Source organism: Gracilibacillus suaedae (assembly GCF_017599345.1).
Taxonomy (GTDB): Bacteria; Bacillota; Bacilli; order Bacillales; family Amphibacillaceae; genus Gracilibacillus; species Gracilibacillus suaedae.
Window position 1 is genome coordinate 378,941 of sequence record NZ_JAGFVL010000062.1, and the last position, 14,163, is coordinate 393,103.

At 37.9% G+C, this 14,163-nt stretch carries 12 protein-coding genes; 11 read left to right on the top strand and 1 reads right to left on the bottom strand.

Annotated elements, in window-relative coordinates:
* Positions 1-5 precede the first annotated feature (5 nt).
* The gene (locus J5J03_RS20310) at positions 6-662 is read right to left on the bottom strand and encodes a YesL family protein (RefSeq protein ID WP_208592191.1); all 657 of its coding nucleotides are present in this window, start codon (positions 660-662) and stop codon (positions 6-8) included.
* A 366-nt stretch (positions 663-1,028) separates the two neighbouring features.
* On the opposite strand from J5J03_RS20310, the gene J5J03_RS20315 reads away from it, so the two are divergent.
* The 11 genes from J5J03_RS20315 to kduI all read left to right on the top strand — a co-directional run bounded on the left by J5J03_RS20315 (position 1,029) and on the right by kduI (position 14,158).
* Positions 1,029-2,576, top strand: coding sequence for an extracellular solute-binding protein (locus tag J5J03_RS20315; RefSeq protein ID WP_208592192.1), 1,548 nt, complete (start codon positions 1,029-1,031; stop codon positions 2,574-2,576).
* 292 nt (positions 2,577-2,868) lie between these two features.
* Positions 2,869-4,365 (top strand): extracellular solute-binding protein, encoded by a 1,497-nt coding sequence (locus J5J03_RS20320; RefSeq protein ID WP_407927859.1) that lies wholly within the window; start codon positions 2,869-2,871, stop codon positions 4,363-4,365.
* Positions 4,366-4,806: 441 nt separating this feature from the next.
* A complete protein-coding gene (locus J5J03_RS20325; RefSeq protein WP_231710863.1) occupies positions 4,807-5,718 on the top strand; it encodes an ABC transporter permease in 912 nt (303 codons plus the stop codon).
* Between the two features lie 29 nt (positions 5,719-5,747).
* Complete coding sequence (locus J5J03_RS20330; RefSeq protein ID WP_208592194.1) at positions 5,748-6,626, top strand: carbohydrate ABC transporter permease; 879 nt, start codon at positions 5,748-5,750, stop codon at positions 6,624-6,626.
* 24 nt (positions 6,627-6,650) lie between these two features.
* The gene (locus tag J5J03_RS20335; RefSeq protein WP_208592195.1) at positions 6,651-7,778 is read left to right on the top strand and encodes a hypothetical protein; all 1,128 of its coding nucleotides are present in this window, start codon (positions 6,651-6,653) and stop codon (positions 7,776-7,778) included.
* Positions 7,779-7,781: 3 nt separating this feature from the next.
* Positions 7,782-8,993, top strand: a complete 1,212-nt coding sequence (locus J5J03_RS20340; protein WP_208592196.1) for an MFS transporter — start codon at positions 7,782-7,784, stop codon at positions 8,991-8,993.
* Positions 8,993-9,310, top strand: a complete 318-nt coding sequence (locus J5J03_RS20345) for a cupin domain-containing protein (RefSeq protein WP_208592197.1) — start codon at positions 8,993-8,995, stop codon at positions 9,308-9,310. The genes J5J03_RS20340 and J5J03_RS20345 overlap by 1 nt, the downstream gene beginning before the upstream one ends.
* Before the next feature lie 5 nt (positions 9,311-9,315).
* The gene (locus J5J03_RS20350; RefSeq protein ID WP_208592198.1) at positions 9,316-10,812 is read left to right on the top strand and encodes a glycoside hydrolase family 28 protein; all 1,497 of its coding nucleotides are present in this window, start codon (positions 9,316-9,318) and stop codon (positions 10,810-10,812) included.
* Positions 10,799-12,367 carry a glycoside hydrolase family 43 protein gene (locus J5J03_RS20355; RefSeq protein WP_208592199.1) on the top strand — a complete coding sequence of 523 codons (1,569 nt, stop codon included), beginning with the start codon at positions 10,799-10,801 and terminating at the stop codon, positions 12,365-12,367. Before J5J03_RS20350 ends, J5J03_RS20355 begins: the two co-directional genes overlap by 14 nt.
* Positions 12,368-12,563: 196 nt before the next feature.
* Positions 12,564-13,262, top strand: a complete 699-nt coding sequence (locus J5J03_RS20360) for a rhamnogalacturonan acetylesterase (protein WP_208592200.1) — start codon at positions 12,564-12,566, stop codon at positions 13,260-13,262.
* A 65-nt stretch (positions 13,263-13,327) separates the two neighbouring features.
* Positions 13,328-14,158: a 5-dehydro-4-deoxy-D-glucuronate isomerase gene (gene kduI / locus J5J03_RS20365; protein ID WP_208592201.1), complete on the top strand. Its 831-nt coding sequence runs from the start codon at positions 13,328-13,330 to the stop codon at positions 14,156-14,158.
* Positions 14,159-14,163: the final 5 nt, after the last annotated feature.

Genomic DNA, 14,163 nt, shown 5'->3' on the forward strand with positions numbered 1-14,163 from the left:
TAGCGCTAGGAAGTGGATATAGGTGTTTGTTCCAGTTGTTCTTGTTGTTTTTTAAGCAATTGACTAAAACCGATGTGAATAATAAACATCGTTACGTAAGCGCTAACACTAAAACTGAAGAAGAGTGTAATACCAGGTAATTTAAACGAAGCAAAATAAATTCCGGATAATACTGTAATAGTACATATGGAGTAGTGTAAATTTACTGCACCAATCGATACTGCGTAACGAATATATTGCCAAAAACGAAGCTGATAGTGAACATAAACTGGTGCAATATACAGTAATAGCATCACGTAAAGGAATCCTGCAATAACAAAAATTCCGAGCAATACCGGATATAGACTCGAATCATTCATTAATCCTGTATACTTTAAAAAGACGGATAAAAAATAACCGATAACGTAAATGACTAAGCTGAATAGGTTAGCGCGAAAAAAATTAGATTTATATTGTTTGAAGAAGGTTTCAAAAACAGGAATATCAAATTCTTTTAAAACCCACTTACGTACGACAGCAAACATCGCGATTGTTGCTGGCATGATACCAAAGAAAATTAAACCTAATAAAGTAAAAGCAATCCATAGCATATTTAACCATGCAAACCGGGTAACCCATACACTTATGCGGTAAATGCTAGCCCACATTCCTGAAAGTTCCATCATAAAAACCACCTAATCTGTAAATTAAATGCTACTATATATAGAATACCTTGTAATTGATGTGCCGTAAATAGGTATTGTGAAGCGCTTTCACCACATAATCATCTTGTAAGGAGGCATGAACCCACGTCCATAAAGGACTTTAATGCGATACAATGAGTAAAATAATCATTTTTTAATATTATTTTCCCCAGCACGAAAAAATGATCATTTTCTAGAGAAAGACGATATTTTTTTCTTTTTGCAGTAAGCGTTTTCAATAGCTGTGAAGAAGTGATTATATACAAATACTTATTTATTTTTTACTATTAGATTGTGCACGGCAGACATTGCTGTACAAAAATTAGATTCTGGAGGGTGGTTAATTTGAGTAATTGGAAAAGATTGATGGGCATCATGTTATTACTATTATTTGTTTTATTAGCAGCATGTAGTAGTGATAGTACAGATGGTGGAGACAATAGCGGTGGTGATGACGCTAATACAGAAGAAACAAATGAAGAAGAAGGATCAGATTCAAATTCGGATGAACCGTATGCGTTCACGATGATGGCAAACTTACACACACCAGAAGTACCTAATGAAAAAGTATTGGAGAAAATTGAAGAAGCAACCAATACTGACATTGAAATTCAATGGGTACCTGACAATAACTATGAAGATCGATTAAACACAGCATTTGCAACTAATTCTTTACCTGAGGCAGTATTCCTTAAAAATCAGACAACATTTATCCAATTCCGTGATGCGATGGAGGATGAACAGTTTTGGGAAGTAGGGCAATATTTAGATCAATTTGAGAATCTGTCTAAGCTGAAGGATAATGTTCTTGATAATACAAGAGTAAATGGGAATTTATACACACTATATCAAGGTCGCCCATTATCGAGACAAGGTTTAATCTATCGTAAGGATTGGGCAGATAATCTAGGTTTAGAAGCACCTACAACTACTGACGAATTTATGGAAATGGCAAGAGCATTTACAGAAGATGATCCAGATGGAAATGGTGAAGATGATACATTTGGTGTTACGGACCGTAGTGACTTAGTTTACGGCGCATTCAAAACAGTATCTTCCTGGTTCGGAACTCCGAATGAATGGGGCGAACAAGATGGTCAGTTATTACCTGAGTTTATGTTTGATGAATATAAACAAACGATGGATTTCTTTAAGGAAATGCATGAAAACGGATACATTAATCAAGACTTTCCTGTGACTAGTAAACCGGATCAACAAGAATTCTTCAAGAATGGTACTGCAGGTATGTATGTAGGTTCTATGGGAGATGTCGGTAGTCTTCATAATGATGCAGTAGCAATTAATCCAGATGTTGAATTTGACGTACACAATCAGATTGCAGGTCCAGATGGCGAATTTGGTGTATGGGCAATCCCCGGTTATGGTAGTTTAGTGATGTTCCCGAAAAGTTCTGTAGAAACAGAAGAAGATCTGCTTAAAATTCTAGGATTCTTTGACCAAATGATGACACCAGAAGTAATAAACTATGCATACTGGGGAATTGAGGGAGAGCATTATGAAGTGATGGAAGATAAAGCATTGCCAACGGATGATCAAGCATTATTTGATCGAGAAGTAAAACCATATCAAGCTATAGAAATTGGTGAACCTGAAACAAACGGTCGTTATGAAGGTTATTTCGATTATGAAGTAAAAGCTAAGTCAGAAGAATTATTTAAAGACAATGAAAACTATTTAATTGAAAATCCTACTGTACCACTTTATTCAGAAACATATGTAAATGATGGTGCAAGACTTCAAGAAATTATTACAGATGCAACATATAACTATATTATTGGTCAAATTGATGAGGCAGGATTTGATGATGCGGTAGAAAGATGGAAATCAGAAGGCGGAGAAACGATTATCGAAGAATTTAACGCATCTGAATGATCATAATAAATGGGCACTTAAAATTAATATTTTAAGTGCCTCACCTGTATTTGAAGGTTATAAAAGCCGGAGATGATCATTATGTTATGTTAGTTGCTTCAACTAAGCAAGTATAATAAGAAACCCTTTCCACCAATGTAAAAAAGTAACTCGTAAGATAATGATTATTTACGTTATAGAATCATTGAAGTAAGATTTTTTTAAGGCAACAATGCTTGGCCAGATAGAAAAAGATAAGGACTTTGTTGGTTATCGAGGCATTGTTGTATAACAATAGTAAAGGGTGGTTTACTTGCTTAATTGGAGAAAATGGAAGTTAATTACAATCTTACTTTTATCACTTTTAATGTTTGTTGGTTGTAGCAGTAATAGTGAATCAAGTGAAGGGACTGGTGGTTCAGGAGATGGTGATTCATTTACCATTATGGCGAACTTGCATACACCGGAAGTACCTAATGACAAAATTTTAGAAAAGTTACAAGAAGAAACAGGTAAAGATTTTGAGATCCAATGGGTACCAGATAGTAATTATGAAGATCGATTAAATACTGCATTTGCAACCAATTCATTACCTGAAGCGGTTTTCTTAAAAAATCAATCATCATTTATTCAATTTCGTGATGCAATTGAAGATGAACAGTTTTGGGAAGTTGGACAGTATTTGGAGGAATTTGAAAATCTTTCGAAGTTAAAAGACACAGTTTTAGATAATACCCTGGTAAATGGAAAGCTATATACGTTATACCAAGGTCGTCCTTTATCAAGTCAAGGTCTGATTTATCGTAAGGATTGGGCAGATAAACTCGGATTAGAGGCACCGACTACAACAGATGAATTGATGGAAATGGCAAGAGCGTTTACCGAAGATGATCCAGATGGGAACGGAGAAGACGATACTTTTGGTTTAACAGATCGTAGTGATTTGATTTACGGTGCGTTTAAAACGGTTTCTTCCTGGTTTGGAACGCCGAATAATTGGGGAGAACAAGATGGCAAATTGCAGCCAGAGTTTATGTTTGATGAATATAAACAAACGATGGATTTCTTTAAGGAAATGTATGACAACGGTTATATTAATCAAGATTTCCCTGTAACCAGTAAAACAGACCAGCAAGAGTTCTTTAAAAATGGTACAGCTGGTATGTATGTCGGTTCCATGGGCGACGTTGTTAGTATTAACAATGACGCTGTAGCAATTAATCCAGATGTGGAATTTGATGTGCAGAACAAAATCAAAGGCCCCGGAGGAGAATTTAATATTTGGTCGATTCCTGGTTATGGAAGTTTAGTGATGTTCCCGAAAAGCTCTGTTGAAACAGAAGAAGAATTATTGAATATTTTAGAATTCTTCGATCAAATGATGACACCAGAGGTAGCGAATCTATCATATTGGGGTATTGAAGGAGAACATTATGAAGTTTCAGAAGATCGCGCGCTACCAACAGATGACACTGCATTAAAAGATCGAGAAGTGAAACCATATATGTCTATTGGGATCGGGGAACCTGAAACGAATGGTCGTTATGAGTCTAAGTTTGACTATGATGTGAAAGAAAAAGCAGAAGAATTAACAAAAGAAAATGAAGAATATTTAATTGAGGATCCAACAGTTCCACTATATTCAGAGACATACGTTAATGATGGTGCGAGACTTCAGGAAATTATAACAGACGCAACCTATAACTATATTATTGGCCAAATTGATGAAGCAGGATTTGATGATGCAATAGAAGATTGGAAATCACAAGGTGGAGATGCGATTATCGAAGAATTTAACGCATCAGAGTAAATGTAGTATAGGGGCTCTTAAAGTGAAATAGTTTAAGAGCCTGACTATATCTACTGATAAGAAAGTTTAAACGAGCTGCCTACGTAAGCGCCAAAAACTAGGCGATTTCCCGAGAGCGCCCTACGATAAAGAGGACTTGCCGATTGGTGAAACCAGAGGCTTTGTCGCACTTTCATCGACTTAACTTTTCTAATCAGGTTGTATGAATAGGAGATGATCATTATGTTATGTTAGTTGCTTATGTAAAACAGATATATGGGAGAGAAATTTGCTCCACCATTACGAATAGTAACTCTTAAGATAATGATTATTTACGTTATATAACCTATAACGTAGGATTTTGTTAAGACAATTATTGATAATCGAATTTTAAAAGAAAGGATTCTGCTTATGGAAACGACGACACTAACTGCAAAAGAAGAAGCGAAACAAGTTAAAAAAATGAAACGTTCCGAAACATGGCGAAGAATCAAAAGGAATAAGATGATCTATCTAATGATTCTGCCAGGATTAATTTATTTCCTTATTTATAAATATTTGCCGATGTATGGACTAATCATTTCCTTTCAGGACTATAAGCCATATCTTGGGATTTTAGGTAGTGAATGGGTTGGATTGGAACATTTCAACCGATTATTTACGAGTTCTGAATTCTGGATGATTTTTAAGAATACGCTCGTTTTATTTGGATTACAAATATTTATTTATTTTCCGATTCCAATTATTATTTCGCTTATGCTGAATGAAGTAAGGCATAGCTTTTTTAAACGGGGAGTCCAAACGCTTATCTATATCCCACACTTTATGTCATGGGTAGTTATCGTATCGATTAGTTATGTCATGTTAACTTTAGATGGCGGTATTGTAAACGCTATCTTAGAGTCGTTAGGATTACAGAAGATTAATTTCCTTTTAAATGAAGATTGGTTCCGTCCCATGTATATTTTACAAGTAATTTGGCGGGAAGCCGGTTGGGGAACTATTATCTTCTTAGCAGCTATCACAGCGGTTGATCCGCAATTATATGAGGCTGCCAGAATGGATGGAGCCAACCGTTTTCGTCAAATGTGGCATATCACGTTGCCGGCGATCCGTAATGTAATTATTGTTTTATTAATTTTGAAGATTGGGGATGTTTTAGAGTTAGGTTTTGAACACGTTTATCTATTACTGAACTCATCAAACCGTAATGTAGCTGAAATTTTTGATACGTATGTATATGTTGCCGGTCTGCAACAAGGGCAATTTAGTTACAGTACCGCAGTCGGTTTCTTTAAAGGGGCGGTCGGGCTTGTAATGGTTGTCTTTGCTAACTGGTTAGCGAAAAGATTCGATGAAGAAGGTATTTATTAAGACAGACAACAATAGGTGAGGTGAAAAAAATGGCACAACAACGAATTTCTGCAGGTAGCAGAGTCTTTGATTTCTTTAACTATTTCTTATTAGCGCTTTTAGCATTGATTACCGTACTCCCATTTATCCATGTGGTTGGTAGTTCCTTTGCAACAAGTGCAGAAATTGCAAGAACGAAATTTTTGCTTTTTCCAACTGAGTTTTCATTACAAGCGTATAAATATATTTTCTCCACCGATACCATTTTTAGAGCTTTAGGAGTTTCTATCATTGTAACGGTAGGGGGAACACTGTGGAGTATGTTCTTCTCCATTTTAACAGCATATGGTCTGTCACGTAGAGATCTTGTAGGACGTCGGGTTATTAACTTTTTAATCGTATTTACCCTTCTGTTCAATGGCGGGATGATCCCGACGTTCTTAGTTGTACAACAAACTGGATTATTAGATTCGTTATGGGCGCTTATTATTCCGGTAACGATTAATGCTTTCAATATGATCATTTTACGAAGCTTCTTCCTTAATTTACCACAAGGACTGGAGGAATCAGCGAAAATTGACGGGGCCAATGACTTTAGTATTTTGTTTCGCATCGTCATCCCAATCTCTTTACCTGCAATTGCGACGATTTCTCTATTCTATGCGGTAACCTACTGGAATACTTACATGCATGCGATTCTTTATTTAGCTGATGCAGATAAATGGCCAGTACAAGTACTGCTAAGGCAAATTGTAGTATTAGCTAGTGGTATGAACTATGATGCTGAAGCATACACAGATGTTCCACCGCCAGAGGTAACGGTGAAAATGGCAACGATCGTTGTTGCAACTGTTCCAGTCCTATTAGTATACCCATTCTTACAGAAGTACTTTGCTAAGGGCGCGCTTTTAGGATCTGTAAAAGGTTAATTCTATTCAAGAGGAGTAGTTCTTATGACGAATTGGCGTGAGACATTAAGTGACAGGCTGGATAGTTTATTTGATGGGGTATTCTCCTGGTTATTAGAACAATTTGATCCACTTACAGGCGGATTTTATTATGCAAGAAGTTCTGTGCTCGATGACCGGTTTACCCCGGACATCGAGTCTACATCACAAGCAATCAATATTTTACGCAGACATCAGCTCTTAGATAGTCTTCCGCAAACAATGAAAGAAAAAATGATCGCCTTTTTCCAAATGAGGCAAGATCCTGCCTCTGGTTATTTTTATGATCACGATCCCAATATGAAAAAAGATGAAGTGATGGTGCACCGAGCACTCCATTATTCACTGAATAGCCTTAAACGACTCGGGTCATCACCGTTATATCCATCGCCTGTAGAAAATCAGGTGGCTCCTGATTACACAAAATCCCTATCCTCATATCGAAAGAAATGGGAAAGCATTGACTTACGTAACAGCTGGAGAGGCTGTGACTTGCTTGTTTCTTCTACCGTATATTTTGCCCAAATAGATGAAGTAACGCAACGGGAATATGTTGATGCTTTCTCTGAGTTTTTAGTAGAAAAGCAAGATTTGGAAACAGGTTTATGGGGAGAGGGGGCTTTATATGTTCAACTATCAGGTGCGTTTAAACTACATACCTTTTACCGGAGATATCAAATCTCGATGCCGAATCAAGACCGTATTTACCAGACCATCTTAAAATGCCTAAGAACAGAAGAAGCGGTAGATATGTGCTACATCCGCAATCCGATTGACCTGTTAAGTTATATAGAACCGGATCTTTCAGAGGCAGAACGGAGAGAAGTATCAGAAATAACCATTAGCAATATGAAGAGATTAAAACAACAAGACGGTGCCTTTTCACGAGAATTAACTACTTCCCCAAAGGCACCAAATGTAGCTCAGGTTAAACAAGGAGAATATTATCCGAATATGCCTGAGGCAGTGGAACTAGGACTTGGATTAAAAGAAGGCGATATGAACGCAACTACACAAGCAACACTTATTCGAAAACAACTACACCGCCTTTGGCAGATAGAATCGAAATCTATTCCAGCTAATTTCTGGAAAGGTATGGCAGAAGGCAAATTATGCGACCAGAAAGAAGTGTAAAGCTTGATTCGACCGATGAAACTTAACAAGGAAAAGCGTTTATCATCACACGCTGTCAATATTTTGATTAATCATGCGATATTTCAATTTGGTGGATCTTTATCAATTATCTTTGTGAATTTATATTTATGGAGGTTGACCAATAGCCTTTGGGTAAATGGTCTTTATAATTTAATTGCTATTGTATCACAAGCGGCGACAACCTTCTTCATTGGAAAAATGTCAAAGAAAAAAGGCAGGACAACTATATATCGTTACGGGATATTGATGACTGCCATTTTTTATTTATTGATTGTTATTGTACAAGAAGAGATTGTTGATTACTTTTATTTATTTGCGCTTTTGCGTGGGGTAGCACAAGGGCTTTATTGGGTAGCGTATTTTACGATAGTTCATGAAGTCTCATCAGATCAAAATCGTCACCGTTATTTAGGTTGGAATCAGATCGTGATGGGGTCTGCTAATCTGATAGCACCAGCTTTAGCAGGTTTTATTATTGGCTTATTTACAGGATTGTCGGGGTATCTAATGGTATTCTCAATAGCTTTTCTCATGTTTCTAGCTGCAACGATTGGCAGTTTTCGAATTAAGAAAGAATCGATTCGTCATCGTAATTATTATATGAAATATTTAGGTCAGATTTTGGAGCGGAGAAAAGCATTCCGAAATGCCTTAGCAGGATGGTTTATTATTGGCTTTCCACAGGGAATTTTGATGTATATTCCGCCAATTTTAATCTATAGCATCTTTGAAGATGAAGGTGTTGTTGGTTACTTGAATGCAGGTTTTCTCGCCGTATCGATACTAGCAAGTTATGTCATTTCACGCTTTGCCGATATTGAACAAACGAAAAAATACCTATGGGTTGCTGCTATTGGTTTTTTTGTATCTGGTTCCTTTTTAGCTTGGGAAATTGCAATGTGGAGTGTCATCTTGTTTATGGTAACGCAAAACATGTTTAAGCCACTACAAGCGAATGCATATGCCGCCTATTATTTTCAATGGATTGATCGGATTCCATTAGGTTCGGAATTCCGTGTTGAATCGGTAGTTCTGAGAGAAACCATTATTAATGTTGGTCGTGGTCTAGGAATTATTGTGTTTATGCTATTTTCTAATGAAATTGATACAAACACGGTTGCCTATGTCATTATGGTAGCGATGGCAATTCAGTTCATTTTACCAACCGTAACGAAATTAAAGGAGGAGTCGTAATGGCTGTTAACAAGTGGGAACAAGCAGAGCCGGGAGTTACAAGAAAAATACATGAACCAGGTGATCAATTAATGATGATGGAGGTTTCTTTTGAAGAAGGTGCAGAAGGTTCAGCACACAGTCATCCACATGAACAATTAACTTATTGTTTAGCAGGTAAGCTAGCTTTTCATGTCGATGGCAAAGAAATTATCGTAGAACAAGGGGATTCATTAAGGATTCCGTCCAATGCTGTACACGGTGTTAAAGCATTAGCTAAATGTAAACTATTAGATGTATTTACTCCATTAAGAGAAGATTTACTAGATGAGAGGTGAAGGCAATGAGTTTATTCGATGTAAGAGATTATCAAGTACAAGAAGATATCGATAGTACGAAGGCAATTCAACAAGCAATTGATGACTGTGAAAGCGCTGGTGGAGGTACTGTATATCTTCCATCAGGAATATATGATACAGGACCTATTGCGTTAAAAAGTAACATGACATTGTACCTTGATGCTGGTGCAGTGCTAAATTTTACTGATGATTTTGAACGTTATCCTGTCGTAAAAACCCGTTGGTCTGGCTATGTATGTCATGGCTTTATGCCATTAATTTTTGCTTCAAATGTAACAAATGTAGCGATAAAAGGGGATGGTGTAATCAACGGTAACGGAAGTGCATGGTGGAAGGTAAATAAGCAACTGAGACAAGGAGAAGAATATCAATCTTCTAAAACAGAAGAAATTGCCGAAGCGAATAAAGAGTTTACCGAACCGGCTGATACTAATTTAGTAGAATGGCCTTCGCAATTTCTAAGGCCACCGCTTATTCAATTTTTTGAAGCAGACCATGTCACGATCTCGGGAGTTACTGTGAAGAACTCGCCATTCTGGAATACACACCTTGTTTTTTGCAATAATGTATCGATCCGTAATGTGACATTCCAGAATCCTTCCGATACGCCAAATGGGGATGGCTTGGATATTGACTCCTGCGAGAATGTCAGAGTAACAGATTGTCATTTTGATGTCGGAGATGACTGTGTTGTCTTGAAGTCAGGAATTAATCAAGATGGTCGCCATTATGCTGTACCTACCAAAAATGTAACAGTAGCTAATTGTACGATGCATCACGGACATGGTGGTGTCGTATTTGGCAGTGAAAATTCTGGTGGGATTGAAAATATTACCGTATCTAATTGTATATTTGATGGTACCGATCGTGGAATTCGAGTAAAAACAAACCGTGAACGAGGAAGCTACATCCGTAATATTTTAGTGCAAAACATTATGATGGATAATGTTCTTTGTCCGATAGCAATCAATTCGTTTTATCGTCATGGTGTAAGTAAAAATAATCCAGAGTTACTCGATGCTACTCCTGTAGCCGTGACAGAAAAAACACCTGTAGTGGAACAGATTAACATCAGTCATGTTACTGCAAGAAACTGTCGTGCCGCAGCAGGGTTTATCTATGGATTACCAGAAATGCCGGTTAGAAAAGTAAGCATAGAGCATGTCACAGTAGAGATGGCCCAAGACGAAACAGTTCCTGGCGGTGAGCCTGATATGGTCCGTGAGGTGATCGAAATGGCTGGTGAAGGTATATTTGCAAAATATGTTGAGGATTTACGTTTCCATCATGTCGAAGTGATGCCTAGAAAAGGACCGGCACTTCAATTACATCATGCGAAGCGAATCAAAGTGGAGGAGTTAACGTCAACTAATCAGCGTGAACAAGAAGCTGTTCTTATCTATAAAGATACAGAAGAACTGTACATTAATGGAGAGAAAAGTAAACTACAAAAGCAGGTGAACTATAGTGAAAACATTTAAAAATCCAATTATTCCAGGGTTCTATCCGGATCCTTCGGTTTGTCGTGTCGGTGAAGACTACTATTTAGTTACGTCAAGTTTTGAATATTTTCCTGGTGTCCCGATTTTTCACAGTAAAGACCTTGTCAATTGGAAGCAAATTGGTCATGTACTCGATCGCCCGGAGCAACTTAATTTAGATCAAACACCCAATTCAAGAGGTATCTATGCCCCAACCATTCGTTATCATGAAGGTGTGTTTTACATGATTACAACCTTTGTGGTGAGTAAGACAGGGGCAAGGCGCAATTTCTATGTAACCGCTACAGATCCAGCAGGGCCTTGGTCAGACCCAAACTGGTTAGAAGATGCACCAGGGATCGATCCATCCTTACTATTTGACGATGATGGCAAAGTCTATTACACAGGAAATCGGAAGCCACCATTAGGTCAACAATATAAGAAGCATAATGAGATTTGGCTACAAGAATTAGATTTAAAGAAGAAACAATTAGTTGGTCCGAAGTATAGCTTGTGGGATGGTGCATTAAAGAATGCCCATGCACAAGAAGCACCACATTTGTATAAAATTGATGACTGGTATTACTTAATCATAGCAGAAGGTGGAACAGGTCATACACATGCGGTTACTATTGCTAGAAGTAAAGAGGTAACAGGACCATACGAAATGACGGAAACAAATCCAATTTTAACCCACCGTCATTTAGGCAACAACCATCCGATCGTAAATGTTGGCCATGCTGATATCGTAGAAACACAAAATGGTGATTGGTGGCTGGTTGCGCTAGCATCACGTCCGTATGGCGGCTATTACCGTAATCTAGGTCGTGAGACATTCCTTGCGCCATTTATATGGGAAGACGGCTGGCCGATTGTTAATCCTGGAAAAGGGATCATCGAACCAGAAATGGAATTTCCCAATTTGTCAGAGCATAAATGGCCTGCATTGCCACATGCCGATTCGTTTGAATCTGAGCAATTAGATGATAGATGGAATTTCATCCGGACACCACGAGGAGATTTCTGGTCTTTAAGCGACCGCCCTGGCTTCTTACGGCTCAAAGCAAAACCGGAAACAATCATGGAAGAAGAAAATCCTGCTTTTGTCGGCAGAAGGCAGCAGCATATTAACTTCTTCGCTCAGACAGTGATGGAGTTTGAAGCGAAAAAGGAACATGAAACGGCAGGAATGGTTCTGTTACAAAATCATAATTATCAATTCCGTGTAGAAGTGTTGTTAGAAGGAAGTCAAACCTTCGTACGCTTAGTAAGAAGAGAAGCAGGTGAAGATAAAGTCATTGCAAAAGAACAGATTGATAAGAATAAGGTGTATCTAAAAGTAGAAGCTTATGGTCAAGACTACTCATTCTTCTTTACAACCCAGCCGTTTGATTGGCGAATTTTAGCTGAAAATGCGGATGGCAGAATTTTAAGTACGGACGTTGCTGACGGGTTTGTCGGTGCGTATATTGGTATGTATTGCTCTGGAAATGGAAAGCGAACCGATAATTATGCAGACTTTGATTGGTTTGAATATCACGGATTAGAGGAGTGAAATGGTTGGCAGCCAAACAATTATCTGTCTCGAATTGGAAGGGAAAAGCATGTGATACATTAATGAATCAATGTGAACCAGTGCAACTACCTCCAGTAGAACGTTGACATTACCATCGCGGAGTTTCCCTTTACGATATGCATGGTGTATCTATACTTGCCAGTGTACAACTTGAAACAGGAAAAGAGGTAAGCTAATGCCAAAACATTTATTTTTAGCAGGTGATTCAACCATGGCCGCTGCTGAAAAATCTAAATATCCACAAATGGGCTGGGGCCAAACTCTCGGATATTATTTCAGTGATGAGTTAATCGTTCATAATCATGCGGCATCTGGTCGTAGCACCAAATCCTTTATATCGGAAGGTCGATGGGATGCGATCGAAAAGAAATTTCAAGCCGGAGATTATGTTCTTATTCAGTTCGGTCATAATGATCAAAAGCCTGACGAAGAACGAGCGACGAAACCATTTACAAGTTACCAGGATAATTTGCGATTTTTCATTCAGCGTTCACAAGCTTTCGGTGTTACCCCTATTCTTTTAACATCGATAGCACGTAGGCATTTTGATGATTATGGTGAATTAAAAGAAACACATGGTGATTATCCGCAAGCTGTAAGAGAACTTGCAGAAAAAGAAGATGTTGTTTGTGTCGATATGCTCGCTCTTACAAGAGAGGCGTTGCAGGAATTGGGAAATGAACAATCAAAAAAATGGTTTATGAGACTAGAACCTGGTAAATATTCGACTTATCCGGATGGTCTAAAAGATGATACTCATTTACATGAAAGAGGTGCCCACCAGCATTGTCTTTTATTTGCGAAAGCGTTAATTAGTTTGAATCATCCTTTAGCTTCTTATATGAAATCTGAATTAAGTCTCTCTACTGAGTAATTGAAACCATTCAGTAAATGTGTGAATTAAGAAATTAGCTGATAACATTACGAGGGGGAATACAAATGGAAGTACGTTATGCCAACCACCCGGAGGAAATTAGAAGATATAATACCGACGAGTTACGTGAAAAGTTTTTGGTAGAGAAATTATTCGAACCAGGAAAAGTTCATTTAACCTATACACATGTGGACCGAATGATCTTTGGTGGTGCAACACCTGCATCTGAGGAATTGACGATTAAACTTGATAAACAATTAGGTGTTAGCTATTTCTTAGAGCGTCGCGAACTAGGAATTATTAATATCGGCAATGATGGTTATGTCGTGTTAGATGGAGAGCGTTACGATATGAAACGTCATGATGGATTATATGTAAGCCGAGGTACGAAGGAAGCATGGTTCGGTTCCAATGATCCAGCGAACCCAGCGAAATTTTATACGTTATCATCACCAGCACACCATACTTATCCAACAGTAAAAATCGATATGAAAGACATTAAGCCATTGGAGCTTGGCCAATCAGAGACTTTAAATGAAAGAAAAATCCATCAATATATTCACCCCAATGTATGTGAAAGCTGCCAGCTACAGATGGGCTTAACTATGTTACAACATGGTAGCGTATGGAATACAATGCCAGCACATACTCATGATCGCCGTAGTGAAGTGTATCTATATTTTGATATGGAAGAAGATACTCGTGCCTTTCATTTTATGGGTGAGCCAAGTGAAACAAGACATTTAGTATTGAAGAATGAACAAGCTGTTATTTCTCCAAGTTGGTCGATACACTCTGGGACGGCTACAAGCAACTATACCTTTATTTGGGGTATGTGTGGCGAGAACATTACGTATAGTGATATGGACCATATCAGCATGGATCAATTACGCTAGGAGGA